At 62.3% G+C, this 14,400-nt stretch carries 12 protein-coding genes; 4 read left to right on the top strand and 8 right to left on the bottom strand.

The window, feature by feature from the left end; genetic code table 11:
• Positions 1 to 26 precede the first annotated feature (26 nt).
• The 5 genes from ppnN to grxD all read right to left on the bottom strand — a co-directional run bounded on the left by ppnN (position 27) and on the right by grxD (position 6,945).
• On the bottom strand, positions 27 to 1,412 hold the full coding sequence (gene ppnN, locus FFY45_RS16330; protein WP_074057147.1) for a nucleotide 5'-monophosphate nucleosidase PpnN: 1,386 nt from the start codon (positions 1,410 to 1,412) through the stop codon (positions 27 to 29).
• A 105-nt stretch (positions 1,413 to 1,517) separates the two neighbouring features.
• Positions 1,518 to 4,724, bottom strand: a complete 3,207-nt coding sequence (locus tag FFY45_RS16335; protein ID WP_176341225.1) for a TonB-dependent receptor — start codon at positions 4,722 to 4,724, stop codon at positions 1,518 to 1,520.
• 564 nt (positions 4,725 to 5,288) lie between these two features.
• Complete coding sequence (locus tag FFY45_RS16340) at positions 5,289 to 5,888, bottom strand: YhgN family NAAT transporter (protein ID WP_006450537.1); 600 nt, start codon at positions 5,886 to 5,888, stop codon at positions 5,289 to 5,291.
• Positions 5,885 to 6,628, bottom strand: coding sequence for an SDR family NAD(P)-dependent oxidoreductase (locus FFY45_RS16345; RefSeq protein WP_176341226.1), 744 nt, complete (start codon positions 6,626 to 6,628; stop codon positions 5,885 to 5,887). The genes FFY45_RS16340 and FFY45_RS16345 overlap by 4 nt, the downstream gene beginning before the upstream one ends.
• Positions 6,625 to 6,945: a Grx4 family monothiol glutaredoxin gene (gene grxD / locus FFY45_RS16350; RefSeq protein ID WP_006450539.1), complete on the bottom strand. Its 321-nt coding sequence runs from the start codon at positions 6,943 to 6,945 to the stop codon at positions 6,625 to 6,627. Before grxD ends, FFY45_RS16345 begins: the two co-directional genes overlap by 4 nt.
• Positions 6,946 to 7,066: 121 nt before the next feature.
• Here grxD and FFY45_RS16355 point away from each other — a divergent pair, with 121 nt between their 5' ends.
• Positions 7,067 to 7,645 (top strand): superoxide dismutase, encoded by a 579-nt coding sequence (locus tag FFY45_RS16355; RefSeq protein WP_176341227.1) that lies wholly within the window; start codon positions 7,067 to 7,069, stop codon positions 7,643 to 7,645.
• 164 nt (positions 7,646 to 7,809) lie between these two features.
• Here the strand turns inward: FFY45_RS16355 and FFY45_RS16360 are convergent, their stop codons facing one another.
• Together FFY45_RS16360 and purE are read right to left on the bottom strand one after the other, a co-directional pair.
• The gene (locus FFY45_RS16360) at positions 7,810 to 8,955 is read right to left on the bottom strand and encodes a 5-(carboxyamino)imidazole ribonucleotide synthase (protein ID WP_176341228.1); all 1,146 of its coding nucleotides are present in this window, start codon (positions 8,953 to 8,955) and stop codon (positions 7,810 to 7,812) included.
• Complete coding sequence (gene purE / locus FFY45_RS16365) at positions 8,952 to 9,455, bottom strand: 5-(carboxyamino)imidazole ribonucleotide mutase (RefSeq protein WP_006450542.1); 504 nt, start codon at positions 9,453 to 9,455, stop codon at positions 8,952 to 8,954. Before purE ends, FFY45_RS16360 begins: the two co-directional genes overlap by 4 nt.
• Positions 9,456 to 9,513: 58 nt before the next feature.
• Between purE and FFY45_RS16370 the strand changes: the two genes are divergently transcribed.
• From FFY45_RS16370 to FFY45_RS16380, 3 genes are all read left to right on the top strand, one after another.
• On the top strand, positions 9,514 to 9,783 hold the full coding sequence (locus tag FFY45_RS16370) for a Trm112 family protein (RefSeq protein WP_023904445.1): 270 nt from the start codon (positions 9,514 to 9,516) through the stop codon (positions 9,781 to 9,783).
• A complete protein-coding gene (gene nadC, locus FFY45_RS16375) occupies positions 9,780 to 10,664 on the top strand; it encodes a carboxylating nicotinate-nucleotide diphosphorylase (RefSeq protein WP_176341229.1) in 885 nt (294 codons plus the stop codon). Before FFY45_RS16370 ends, nadC begins: the two co-directional genes overlap by 4 nt.
• Positions 10,665 to 10,726: 62 nt before the next feature.
• Complete coding sequence (locus tag FFY45_RS16380; protein WP_176341230.1) at positions 10,727 to 11,779, top strand: DUF2272 domain-containing protein; 1,053 nt, start codon at positions 10,727 to 10,729, stop codon at positions 11,777 to 11,779.
• Between the two features lie 366 nt (positions 11,780 to 12,145).
• Here the strand turns inward: FFY45_RS16380 and pnp are convergent, their stop codons facing one another.
• A complete protein-coding gene (gene pnp / locus FFY45_RS16385) occupies positions 12,146 to 14,260 on the bottom strand; it encodes a polyribonucleotide nucleotidyltransferase (RefSeq protein WP_168957702.1) in 2,115 nt (704 codons plus the stop codon).
• Between the last annotated feature and the right edge of the window lie 140 nt (positions 14,261 to 14,400).

The raw sequence follows: 14,400 nt of genomic DNA on the forward strand, positions 1-14,400 counted from the left end.
CGAACGTCAGTCCCGCAGCTAGCGGATCAAGTAACCACCCGATAACAAGGCCGGTAATCCCCCGAGATCTTCATCCGGCGCTGCTCGACAAATCCTCGCAGCAGTTCGTCCAGCGCCTGCATGATGTCCGGGTCGCCGTGGATCTCGAAGGGGCCGAACTCTTCGATGCGGCGCATGCCGTCTTCCTTGACGTTGCCGGCGACGATGCCGGAGAAGGCGCGGCGCAGGTCCGCGGCCAGCGCGGGTGCGGGGCGGCCGTGGTGCAGGTCCAGGGCGGCCATGGCTTCGTGGCTGGGTTCGAACGGCTGCTGGTACTCGAGCGGGATGTGCACCGACCAGTTGAAGTAGTACGAGTCCTTCTGGTCCTTGCGGTGCGCGCGCACCTCATGGATGCCTTCGGCCATGCGACGCGCCACCGCGACCGGGTCGCCGACGATGATCTCGTAGCGCAAAGCGACAGCTTCGCCCAGGGTGAGCCGGATGAAGCGGTCGATCTGCTCGAAATACGGCGCGGCAATGGTCGGGCCGGTCAGGATCAGCGGGAACGGCAAATCGGCGTTCTCTTCGCGCAACAGGATGCCGAGCAGATAGAGGATTTCCTCCGCCGTGCCGACGCCACCGGGGAACACCAGGATGCCGTGGCCGATACGGACGAAAGCCTCGAGGCGTTTCTCGATGTCCGGCATGATCACCAGGTGGTTGACGATCGGGTTCGGCGACTCGGCGGCGATGATGCCTGGCTCGGTGACGCCGATGTAGCGGGTGTGGTGTTTGCGCTGCTTGGCGTGGGCGATGGTGGCGCCCTTCATCGGCCCCTTCATCGCGCCCGGGCCACAGCCGGTACAGATGTCCAGGCCGCGCAGGCCGAGCTCGTAGCCCACCTGCTTGGTATAGAGATATTCGTCGCGCGAGATGGAATGGCCACCCCAGCACACGACCAGATTTGGGTCGGACGGCTGCAGGATGCGTGCGTTGCGCAGCTGGCCGAACACTGCGTTGGTGATGCCTTCGCTGGTATCGAGATCGGCGCGCTGCGCTTCGAGCTCGATCGCCATGTAGGCCAGATCGCGCACGACGGCGAACAGCAGCTCAGCCACACCTCGGATGATCTCGCCATCGACAAACGCCATCGCCGGCGCATTGCTCAGATCGATGCGGATGCCACGATCCTGCTGGTTCACCTGGATATCGAAATCCGGATACAGATCGCGCGCGGCGCGCGGGTCGTCCGAAGCGCTACCGCTGGTGAGCACGGCCAGCGCGCAACGGCGCAACAGCTCGTGCATGCCGCCACTGGAGGCATCGCGCAAGCGCGCCACTTCCGCCTTGGACAACACATCCAGACCGCCACGCGGATAGATCCGCGCATCCACCACCGGCAGCGCCCGTGCTGCCGTACTGCTGAGTTCCATAGCTTGCTCCTGTCGTATCTCAGAACTTTAGCGTACTCACCCGCACAAAAGAAAACGGCCGGGAAAACCCGGCCGTTTTTGCAAACTTCGACACTCTAGCCAGCTTTAGAACTGGTAGCGGAAGCCCAACTGCAGCGCCCAACGGGAGATGCCGCGATCGTCGTAAACGGTCGACTGATCCGGGGTGTTGAAGCGGTAGACGTACTTTCCAGTGGTCTGATCGATACCGCCGTACTCGACAACGCCACGCATGCCCGGGAAGCCATACTCTTCAACGCGGCCCCACTTCTTGTTGAGCAGGTTGCCGACGTTCATGACGTCGAGCCACACAGATGCCTTGTTGCCCTTGAAGAAGCCCGGCACTTCCTGTTCGATATGAAGATCGAACTGGTTGATCCAGGAGTTGCGTGCGCCGTTGCGTTCGGCAACCTGGCCACGGCGTGCAGACAGATACTCGTTGCCTTCCACGTAAGCCCAGAACGCCTGCGCTTCCGCAGCTGTGCCGAACTGCACATCGCCGGGGCCATTCGGGATGTATAGCAGATCGTTCAGACGACCATCGCCGTTGGCATCGTTGTCGAAGGTGTAGCTGTATGGACGACCGTTACGACCTTGGTAGATCAAACCGACCTTGGTCTCGTAGTCGCCGAAGAACGCATGCTTCCAGTTCAGCGTACCGAGGATGCTGTTCTTGATCTCGTACGCCGCAGTCGAGGCTACGTTTTCATTCGCCTGGAACACCGCGTTGTTGCCAAGCTGCGAACCCGAGGTCGAACTGGTCAGGCCACTGACTTCATCGGCATCGGTGTACGTGTAGTAAAGGCCCCAAGACCAGTCGCCGCCGTTGAACGGCTTGTTCAGACCAACGGTGAAGCTTTCGCTTCCACCCTTGTCGGTTGGACGTGCGATGAGCGCATCGTTGTACCGGCGGTCACGATTACCGCGTGCATCCACCGAAACGCCACTCGGCTGCAGGCCATTCCTGTCCCAGCTGCTAGGACGGAGACCATTTGCATTCCAATAGATATTACGGCCATCCTGTCCGATTGCACTCGCCGCACCTAGGTTCAGCTGCTGGTAGTAGATAGCCTCGTTGACCTGGGTAACTACGGCTTCGGCAGATGCAACGATGCCATACCAAGGAAGTTCGGTATCGAAGGCGAGGTTCGCCTTCCACACTGAGGGCTGCCCCAGCTTGCCATCAACGAAATCGACAGATTGCGTACTCCCGGCGACAGTCGTGCCACGCGGCTGATTGTTGATATCCGGAGTAAAGCGGATGCCATTGTCGCGTACCAGTGCCGGGCTAGAGAAGTTGTAGTCCGTATAAGCCAGACCGGTGTTGGAGTATGGATTCGACAACCAAACCGTTGCCGCTGCGCCCTGGAAGAGGCCTACGCCACCACGCACCTGAGTCGGGCGATCACTATCAAACGTATAGTTGAAACCAAAACGCGGCTCGAACAGGCCATTCCCGTCGATGGTCTGGTCGTTGCGGAAGCCGAACACAGAGGATGCCGTCGCATTGTAGGCAGGACTGTTTTTCACCATCGGCTCGTCGTAACGCAGACCGAAGGTCAGCGTCAGGTTGTTATTGACTGCCCAGGTGTCCTGCACAAAGACGCCCACGTTGCGCATTCCCCACTTGGCAGCGATATCGTCGATATTTCCGCTGTTGGACTCCGAGTAACGATAGTTCTGGGCAATATTGTTACGGTAGTCCGAAATCGAATTGAACGTGTAAGAACCGAAGACGCGCTGTCCAAACAGATTGAAAAGATCGTTGTCTTCATAGTCAAAGCCGAACTTGACGGTGTGGTCGTTCAAGAACAGTGTGCCCGCGAAAAAGGCGTTCCACGTTTCGGTACGCAGCTCATTGGCCTGGGTGCTTTGCTCGGTGCCCAGGTTCACGGTGTTGTTGCCGATACGCACAGCCACGGCCGGCAATTGCGAAGCAGCCGTACGCACCGCAGAGTAATCGCGGTACGACACCTTGGCTTCAGTCGAGAAGGTGTCGGTCCAATCGCTGAACAACTGCGCGGTGTAGGTCTTGAGACTGAAATCGCGAACATAGTGATACGAATTCAGCGACAGCGCCTGATTGCCAAAACCGTTGAGGTTCGCAGTGCTCTGCTCGGTCTCGCCGTAGCGGAAGGACGCACGGTGCTTGTCGGAAATATTCCAGTCAAGCTTGAAACCCTTTTCTTCCGAATCCGAATCCAGTGCCGGCAGTGCGAGAGTACCTGGATCGAATCCGTAGACATTACGCGAAATGTCGATAATTTCATCGACTTGTGCCTGCGAGATCGGAACGATATTGCTCTCACCCGAGCCAGTCGGACCGTAGCCAGAGGCTCCGGTAAACACGCCTTTGCCCTTGTACTTTTCGTAGTTCGCGAAGAAGAACAGCTTGTCCTTGATGATCGGGCCGCCGAGGGTCAAGCCATAGGTGGACTCGTTATCAAACAGCTGCGGGCGGATATCGTTCTGGTTCTTACCCGACCAATCGTTCTCGCGGTAGGTGCCGTAGACCGAACCGTGAAACTCGTTGGTACCGGACTTGGTGACCGCATTGATCACGCCGCCGGTGGCACCAGTGATGGTCACGTCGTAGTTCGCTACATCGACGGAGATTTCGTCAATGACATCCATCGAGAACGGCTGGCGCGGAGTCGGCAGTCCGTTGGATTCCAGGCCGAACGCGTCGTTGGTACTGATACCGTCCACGCGAATTAGATTGAAGCGCGGATTCTGACCGCCCACCGAGATCTCGTTGCGTGCCTTGTCGGTCTGCGCCACACGTGGATCCAGGCGCACATAGTCCTGCAGGTTGCGGTTGATCGACGGCAGCGATTCGATCTGCTCACGGGTCACGTTGGTGCCGGTGCCCATCTTGTTGGCACTGAACAAGGCCGAGCCGTAGTCGCCGCCAATGGCCTGCACAGCACCCAGCGTGGTGACGTCACCACCCAGGGAAGCGTCGACGCTATTGACCTGATTTAGGTTCAGGTACACGCCCTCTTCGGTCTTCGTGCCTTCACCCGATTTGGTGATGGTGATCGTATACGGCCCACCCACACGCAGGCCGCGCGCGTTGTAGCGTCCGCTGGCATCGGTGGTGGCGCGGCTGACGGTGCCCGATTCGACGTGGGTGATCGTCACTTCGGCATTCGGCACCGGCTGACCGCCGCTGCTGGTGACCAGGCCAGCGACGCCGGCAGAGGTGCTCTGGGCAAATACGGGAGCAGCGGCAAGTGCGGCAACAAGGCCAAGCGTCAGCTTGGACATGCGAAGACAACGGGGGTGGGTCATTTCGGTAGCCTCGATACAGGTTGGGCAGTGACAAAAAGGCGCAGTCAGCCCAACCGTTCCCGGGGATGGGCTGCCGATGATCTGGGGTCCCTCGCCGCGCGGCTGGTTGCTGCCGCAACGGTTAACAACAGATTAACACGCTAAGGCCTGATTGTGACGGCGGCGTGACAAACTTCGCGCAGTGCAACATGAACTTCGCATGTGAAGGAGCAAACGCCATCGTGCAAAGTCGCAGAGGGAGTGAGACGCGGGTCTCGGATGAAGCGCGCGGGTGATTCGACGCTTGCGATGTCGAATGGGCGTCGCTTTGCGCATCGGATGCGATGTGAAGCCGTCTACCAAGTTGGCGCGGTAGTCATGCCATATCGCGGACCGCTCATTGCTAGCCTTCAACCGAGCCGGGCTAGGCCAAGATCGTTAGATCGTTAGATCGAGCTATTTCGGCTTGAGCATTAGGAAACGGGAAGTCCGCAGGTTCAATCGTGCGCCCTTGAGGTTCCAGTCAAACCACACGCCGCAGCCAACTCCTTTCCAAGCATGCCAACTGTCCTGCCTCGCCTCGCCCTAAATTGACACCGGCAACTTGAAGTAAGTGCCCAAGCCATCTAGAAACATTTGCACCGAAATGGCCACCAGCAGCATGCCCATCAGTCGCTCGATCGCGGTCAGTGCACGGTGGCCGAGCAGCTTGTACAGCAGCGGGGCCGAGGCCAGGATCGTGGATGCACCAATCCAGGCAATCATCAGCGCCAGGCTCCAGTCCCACAGTCGAGTCGGTTCGTTGCTACCCATCAGCATCACCGCAGCCATGCCGGACGGGCCGGCCACCAGCGGGATCGCCAGCGGCACGATGAAGGGTTCGCCATCGGGGATCTCGCCCATCAGGCCTTCCGGGCGCGGGAAGATCATGCGGATGCCGATCAGGAACAGCACGATGCCGCCGGCGATGGCCACCGATTCCTGACGCAGATGCATCAACTCCAGCGCGTACTTGCCGCCCCACAGGAACGCCATCAGCACGAACAAGGCGATCAACAATTCGCGCGCGAGCACGAAACGCTGGCGCTTCGGCGGCAGCGGCTTGAGTACGCTGAGAAACACCGGGATATTGCCCAGCGGGTCGAGAATCAGGAACAGCAGCAAGGCTGCCGACAGGATGGTCATGCGGAAGGACTCCAGATCGCACCACGGTGCGCAGCGCCCGCCATGGACAGCAAGGTGACGCAGGCAGGCGCATAGCGCACGGGGTCGACCGCCTCGCTATCTTCCTGATGGGTGAAAGCACGTGCGCGCAAGGCGGTGCGCATCGGGCCGGGCTGCAGCCCGCTGATGCGCACCGGGCCGGAGGCGGTTTCGTGATGCAGGCTGGCAAGCAGGCCACGCTGCGCATGCTGGGCCGCACCGTAGGCACCCCAATAGGCCTGACCAACGCGCGCCGGATCGTCCACAACGAAAACCACTGCTGCGTCGTCCTGCTGGCGCAGCAGTGGCAGACAGGCCTGGGTCAACCAGGCGCGCGCGGTGAGGTTGACATGCAGGTTGCGTGCGAAATCCGCAGGCGCCGCGAGCTCGGCTGGCGTCAAGCCGGCGAAGTCGGCGGCGCAGTGCAGCAGGCCGTGCAGACCACCCAGCTCGGACTGCAGCCGTTGCGCAAGTGCGATGTAATCGTCTGGCGTAGCACCGGCCAGATCCAGCGGATACAGCAACGGCTCCGAACCCAGCCTGGCGACCGCATCGTAGACCCGCTCCAGCGGGCGCAACTTGCGACCGAGCAGCACAACCGTCGCGCCGGCAGACGCGCAGGCCTGCGCAGCGGCAGCGCCAAGACCACCGGCAGCACCGGTGATCAGCACCACGCGCTCAGCCAACGCAGCTACTTCGGGCTGGCCCTGCAACGCACTCACGGCTGATAGGCCTCACTGACGATGCGCTTGAGTTCGCCGGCTTCAAACAGCTCCAACGTGATGTCGCAACCGCCGATCAGCTCGCCATGAATAAATAACTGCGGGAAGGTCGGCCAGTTGGAATAGCGCGGCAGATTTGCGCGCACTTCGGGTTCTTCCAACACGTTGACCGTGCGCAGCTGGTCGGCGCCGGCAGCAACCAATGCCTGCACTGCGCGACTGGAAAACCCGCACATCGGGAACTGCGGGGTGCCTTTCATGAACAACACGATCGGGTGTTGTTCGACTTCGGCCTGGATCCGTTCCATCACCGGCATTGGACTCTCCTGACTGGGAGCGGCAGGCCCGACCGCCGGGTCGGATAGACTTCCGCAAAGGCGCGCATTGTAAGCCTTCAGCGCGACCTGTCGCCGCACTCCCTTCGCTGCCCTTGCCATCATGCCGATCGAACACCTTGCACTGCCCTACTCCCGCGCCGCTCTGGAGCCGCATCTCTCATCCGCAACATTGGAGGCGCACCACGGCATCTGTCATCGCAGCGAGGTCGAACGGCTCAATGCGCGCATCGAAGGCAGCGAGTTCGCCGAGCTGACGCTGGAAGAGATCATCGCACGGGCGCAGGGCACGCTGTTTCATCTGGCCGCGCAAGTGTGGAACCACAATTTCTACTGGCAATGCCTGCGCCCACGCGGTGGCGGCGAGCCGCTGGGCCGGCTGGCCGACAGCATCGCCAGATCGTTCGGCGACTTCGCGCACTTCAAGCAGGAATTCAGCCGTGTCGCGCTGGGTACGTTCGGCTCGGGCTGGGTGTGGCTGGTGCAGCGCCCGGACGGCGCCTTGGCGGTCGTTGCCACGCCCAATGCGTCCACGCCGCTGACCGGGCCGGACACGCCACTGCTCGTCTGCGACCTGTGGGAACACGCGTACTACCTGGATTATCAGCAGGATCGCGCGCACTACCTTGACGCGTTCTGGAAGCTGATCAACTGGGATTTTGCGGCTAGCCGGTTGGGTTAGCCATGCAGTTGGTCTTGGCGTTCATTAGTAGTCGCAGCGTTTATTAGATCGATCGACTGCTGCAGAGCCGCGCGTGGCGGCCATCGATCTGTTCGACAAAGCTTACTTACGAGTCACGCGTTTTGACGCTATTTCGCCGCGTCACCGCTCATACGCCTTGAAGATTACGCTTCGCTCAAGCGTGCAACCACCGGCCCAACCTGCGTCTCACGCTGCAAGGCACTGCCCGCATTGACCAGTGCGCGCGCAAGCAGCGACGGCGTATCGGCGCGTAGCGTTGCATGGCCGACTTTGCGACCGGCGCGCGACTGCTTGCCGTAGTCGTGCCAATGCCCACCGGGCACCGCAAGAAACGCAACCGCATCCGGCATCGCACCCAGCCAGTTGAGCATGCAGGCGTGACCGCGCATTGCGGTGCTGCCGAGCGGCAAACCAAGCACCGCACGCACATGATTTTCGAATTGCGAGGTCTCTGCGCCTTCAATGGTCCAATGGCCGGAGTTGTGCACGCGCGGCGCGATCTCGTTGGCGAGCAGCTCGCCATCGCGCACGAAGAGTTCCAGCGCAAACACCCCCACATAGTCCAGGCGCTCGGCAATCGCGCGCGCATGCGCATCTGCGGCAGCCTGCAATCCGGCATCCACAGTTGCCGGCGCCAGACTGGCCGACAGCACGCCGTCCACATGCCAGTTCTCGGTCAGCGGCCAGGCGCGAAACTCGCCATCGCGGCCGCGTACCGCCACCACGCTGACCTCGCGCTGGAACGGCACGAAGGCTTCCACGATCAGCCCGACGTTCGCCGCCTGCGCACCCAGCGCATCCCACGCGGCATCGGCATCGGCCAGCGTCCTGATGCGAAACTGGCCCTTGCCGTCGTAGCCGAAGCGGCGCGTCTTCAGCACGCAAGGCGTACCGATGCGGGCCAATGCCGCATCGAGTCCAGCACGGTCATCGATAGCAGCGAACTCGGGAACCGGAATGCCAAGCTCGCGGAACAAGGTTTTTTCGCTGAGCCGGTCCTGCGCCACCGCCAATGCGGCAGCACTGGGAAACACCGGCACCTGCTCGGCCAACTGCTGCGCGCTGGCGGCCGGCACGTTTTCGAAATCGAAGGTGATCACATCCACCTGTGCGGCGAATGCGGCAAGCGCAGCCGTCTCGTCGAATGCACCGACCTGCAGCGCTGCCACCTGCCCTGCGCAGGCATCGGCGGACGGGTCGAACACCGCAAAGCGCAGCCCCAACGGCGCGCCGGCCAACACCAGCATGCGTGCCAGTTGGCCGCCACCCAGAATGCCAACCGTGCTCATTGGCGCGGGTCGTCGCTGGCCATCACATCGTCGGTCTGCTTGGCGCGGAACTGCGCCAATGCCAGGCCGATCTGCGCCTGCTCCGGCGCCAGCATCGCGGCTGCGAACAATGCGGCATTGGCGGCGCCGGCATTGCCGATGGCAAACGTGGCAACCGGAATCCCGGCCGGCATCTGCACGATGGACAACAACGAATCCATGCCGTTGAGCGCCTTGGATTGCACCGGCACACCCAGCACCGGCACCGCCGTCTTGGCCGCCAACATGCCCGGCAAGTGTGCTGCGCCGCCGGCACCAGCAATGATCGCGCGCAGGCCGCGTTCACCCGCCTGCTCGGCATAGGTGAACAACACATCGGGGGTGCGATGCGCCGAGACCACCTTGACTTCGTAAGGCACGCCCAACGCATCGAGCTTTTGAGCCGCGTGTTGCATGGTCTCCCAATCCGAACGGGAGCCCATCACGATGCCGACCAGCGGCGCGGAGTGGTTGGAGGTCATGGCCCTGCCCTGCGTTAAAGACGTATTCTAGCCAATCTCCACGCAAGACAAGACTTCGATGGATCGCAAACTGCTCGACCTGCTGTGCTCGCCCGACACCCGCCAACCGCTCTCGCTGCTCGACGGCAAGGGCCTGGAAGCACTCAACACCGCCATCGCCGGCGGAAACCTGCAGCGTGCCGACGGCACCGTGCAGGCACAGCCGCTGCGCGAGGCGCTGATCACCCGTGACCGCAAGCAGATCTTCCGCGTCGACGACGGCATTCCGGTGCTGCTGGCCGAGGAAGCCATCGGCACTGCGCAGATCGCAGACTTCCCCGAAAAGTGAGTTCTTCCGCGCACACGACCGTGCCGGACGCGCCACCTGCCGCGCTGGTGGACGCCGATGTGGCACGCGCGCTGGCCGAGGACATCGGCACTGGCGATGTGACCGCCGCGCTGCTGCCTGATCAGGCCGACAGTGCGTATCTGCTGTGCAAGCAGGATGCGGTGATTGCCGGCCGGCCATGGTTCGACGCCACCCATCACGCGCTCGATCCGCAGGTACGCATCGACTGGCACGTGCACGAAGGCCAGCACGTGCGTGCCGGCACGGTATTGGCCATCCTGCATGGCCGTAGCCGCAGCCTGGTCAGCGCTGAGCGCACCTCGCTCAATTTCATGCAGACGCTCTCGGCTACCGCGACCACGACCGCTGCGTACGTCGCTGCGGTGGCCGGCACCGGCACGCGCATCCTGGACACACGCAAAACGCTACCGGGACTGCGCGCCGCGCAGAAATACGCGGTGCGTTGCGGCGGTGGCGACAATCACCGCATCGGCTTGTTCGATACGGTGATGCTCAAGGAAAACCATATCCGCGCCGCCGGCTCGTTGAGCGCCGCCGTGCATGCCGCGCGTGCGCAGCAACCGCAGTTGCCCCTAGTGGTCGAAGTGGAAACGCTGGAGCAACTGCGCGAAGCATTGCAGGTGGGCTGCACGCGCATCCTGATCGACGACTTTGACCCGGCAATGCGCCGCGAAGCGGTGCGTATCGTCGCGGCCCTGCCAGCGGCACAACGCATTCCGCTCGAAGTCTCCGGCAGCGTGGATCTGGCCGGCATTGCCGCGATTGCCAACGATGGCGTGGACTGCATTTCCATCGGCGGCCTCACCAAACACGTGCAGGCGGTGGATCTGTCGCTCAAGCTCGGCCCGCCGCCACACTGATTTCACGTGTGCCCGCAGGCAGCTCTGTCAGCCTGCTGCGATTGTTCAGTACAGGATCTGCGATGACTGTAAAACCTTGGCCGTGGATCTGCGTGTTGCTGGCAGGATGGGGCGGCAGCGCGGCTGCCGCGGAAGTGTGCGACATGCCGCCACGGTTCGGCACCAGCCCGGCAGCGATCGCCATCGTGCGCAGCGCCTGCAACGAACACCGTTTGTGGCAACACCCCTTCATCGATACCAAAGGTCGCCTGGCCAGTCTTGGCGTGACCGAAGCCGAATCGGGCTATCTCGCCGACCATGGCGTGGTCGCATGGCAACGCGTGGCAGGCTACTGGCGCGACAGCGGCACGCTGGCATCGATGGGCGGTCGCCCCGGCGCATCCAATTGCGCAGCGTTGGATGGCACGCGCTATACCGCCAGCGAGTGCCGCGCGTTTGTGGTCGATAATCCCTGGTCGGCGGCCTTCATTTCATGGGTGATGACGCAAGCCGGCTTGAGCGGCTTTCATCGCTCCGCGCGTCATCTGGATTACATCCGCAGCGCCTACAACGACGGCGCCAGCGGGCCGTACCAGTTCACAGATCCTGCAGTGGAAAAACCCGCGCCCGGCGATATGCTTTGCCTGCTGCGTGGACGCACTGTGTCGCTCGGCTATGCCGGCCTCAAGGCCGCGCTCGGCGGTAGCGCACCGATGCCGTGGCAATCGCATTGCGATGTGGTGGTGGCTGCCAACGTCGGTGGCGACCGCACGCTGTATCTGATCGGCGGCAATGTGTTCAACACGGTGATGATGCGCAAGATGCCGCTGGATCGCGCTGGCCGCGTGGTGTTGCCGACGCCGCAGTCCGACACGGCTCAGGACCAGAACGAAGACAGCCTGGGCATCGCCAGCGAATGCACGCCAGCGCACGAAGAACTGTGCGATTTCAATCGTCGTGACTGGGCGGCCTTGCTGAAGCTGCGTCCTGATGCGGTAATGACTGCGCCACCACCGAGTGAGCCGTTGCCTACGCCTTCCGTTTTGCCCGCAGATCAACCGATGCCGCCGGGTTTTCCGCGTGTTGTGCCACCTCGCCCGGAAGCGCAGCCAACGCCGACGCAGCAGCCTCAGTGAAAAGGATTAGAGCCCCTCTCCCGCCGGGAGAGGGGTTGGGGTGAGGGTACGTGGCGAAGCCCTTATGTCGTTTCAACCGCACTAGGCTTCGCCCGCACCCTCATCCGGCGCTACGCGCCACCTTCTCCCGATGGGAGAAGGAATCAAAGCCCCTCTCCTGCGGGAGAGGGGTTGGGGTGAGGGTACGAGGCGAAGCCCTCGCGTCGCTCCAACTGCACGAGGCTTCGCACGTACCCTCATCCGCCCCTGCGGGGCACCTTCTCCCGGAGGGAGAAGGAACGTGTTGCTATCGCACACAACAAAAAAGCGGGCCGAAGCCCGCTTTTTCGTCATGCATCACGCACGTGATGCATCAACCCGCAGCGATTACTCCGCCGAAGCCGGTAAACCCTCGCCTTCTTCCACTGCCTTGATCGACAGACGGATGCGGCCCTGCTTGTCCACTTCCAGCACCTTGACGCGGACCAGATCGCCTTCCTTCAACTTGTCGCCGACCTTCTCCACGCGCTCGCTGGAAATCTGCGAGACGTGCACCAGGCCGTCCTTGCCCGGCAGGATGGTGACGAACGCACCGAAGTCCATGATCTTGGCGACCTTGCCTTCGTAGATGCGGCCCGGCTCCACATCCGAGGTGATCTGTTCGATGCGCGACTTCGCAGCTTGCGCGGCGATGGCATTGACCGAGGCGATGATGATCGTGCCATCGTCCTGGATGTCGATCTGCGTACCGGTTTCCTTGGTGATCGCCTGGATGGTCGAGCCACCCTTGCCGATCACTTCGCGGATCTTGTCCGGGTGGATCTTGATGGTCAGCAGACGCGGCGCGTAGTCGCTCAGCTCCAGACGCGGGGTGGTCAGCGCCTTGGACATCTCGCCCAGGATGTACAGACGGCCAGCCTTGGCCTGCTGCAATGCCTGCTTCATGATCTCTTCGGTGATGCCTTCGATCTTGATGTCCATCTGCAGCGCGGACACGCCTTCGGCAGTACCGGCCACCTTGAAGTCCATGTCGCCCAGGTGATCTTCGTCACCCAGGATGTCGGACAGCACCACGAAGCGGTCGTCTTCCTTCACCAGGCCCATGGCGATACCCGCCACCGGTGCCTTGACCGGCACGCCGGCGTCCATCAGCGCCAGCGAGCTGCCGCACACCGAAGCCATCGACGAAGAACCGTTGGACTCGGTGATTTCCGAGACAACGCGGATGGTGTACGGGAATTCTTCCAGGCTCGGCATCACCGCGAGCACGCCGCGCTTGGCCAGACGGCCGTGACCGATTTCGCGACGCTTGGGCGCACCGAAACGACCACACTCGCCCACCGAGTACGGAGGGAAGTTGTAATGGAACAGGAAGTTTTCCTTGTACTCGCCGCTGACCGCGTCGATCACCTGGCCGTCGCGGGCGGTGCCCAGCGTGGTGACCACGATCGCCTGCGTCTCGCCGCGGGTGAACAGCGCCGAGCCGTGGGTCCGCGGCAGGATGCCGGCCTGCACCGAAATCGGACGCACGGTATCCAGTGCACGGCCGTCGATACGCACCTTGGTCTCCAGGACCGAGTCGCGCATGGTGTGGTATTCCAGCTCGCCGAATTCCTTCGACAGCTCGGCATTGCTCCAACCTTCCGAGGCAACCCGGCCGGCCAGCGACTCGAGCACGTCCTTCTTGATCGCGGAGATCGCGTCGCGACGCTGCAGCTTGTCGCGCACCTGGAAGGCACCGGACAGCTGCGCGCCGACCGCTTCCTTCAGTGCATTGATCAGCGCGGTGTTCTTGGCAGGCGCAACCCAGGTGCTGGGCTTGGTGCCGGCTTCGACGGTCAGCTCGTTGATGACGTTGATGACCTTCTGCAGCTCGCGGTGACCGAAGGTGACCGCACCCAGCATCACTTCTTCGGACAGCAGCGCCGCTTCCGACTCCACCATCAGCACCGCATTGGCGGTACCGGCAACCACCAGCTCCAGCTGCGAATCCTTCAGCTCGGAGATGGTCGGGTTGAGGATGTACTCACCGTTCTTGTAGCCCACCTTGGCGGCGCCGATCGGGCCGTTGAAGGGGGTACCGGCCAGGGACAGTGCGGCCGATGCGCCGATCAGCGCGGCGATATCGCCGTCGATGTCCGGGTTCATCGACATCACCGTGGCGATGATCTGTACTTCGTTCTTGTAGTCCTCCGGGAACAGCGGACGGATCGGACGGTCGATCAGGCGCGAGATCAGCGTTTCCTTCTCGGTCGCACGTCCTTCGCGCTTGAAGAAGCCGCCCGGGATGCGGCCGCCGGCATAGAACTTCTCCTGATAATCAACCGTCAGGGGGAAGAAGTCCTGCCCTTCGCGCGCACTCTTTGCGGCGACGGCGGTGACCAGCAGTACGGTGTCGTCGAACTTGACGATGACGGCGCCGCCTGCCTGGCGAGCGATTTCGCCCGTCTCCAGGGTGACGGTGTGCTTGCCGTACTGGAAGGTTTTGGTGATTTTTGCCACGGAGGTTTTTTCCTTAGGTGTTGCTGTCTTCGTTGGACCGTCGTCGACCCATGCCGAGAACGGGCGGCCGGGAGGCTCCGGCCCATGAATTACTTGGTGCAAATAACGAAAGTACGAATGACCAAAACAAAACCGCGGCG

The organism is Xanthomonas hortorum, assembly GCF_011305375.1.
Lineage (GTDB): Bacteria > Pseudomonadota > Gammaproteobacteria > Xanthomonadales > Xanthomonadaceae > Xanthomonas > Xanthomonas hortorum_E.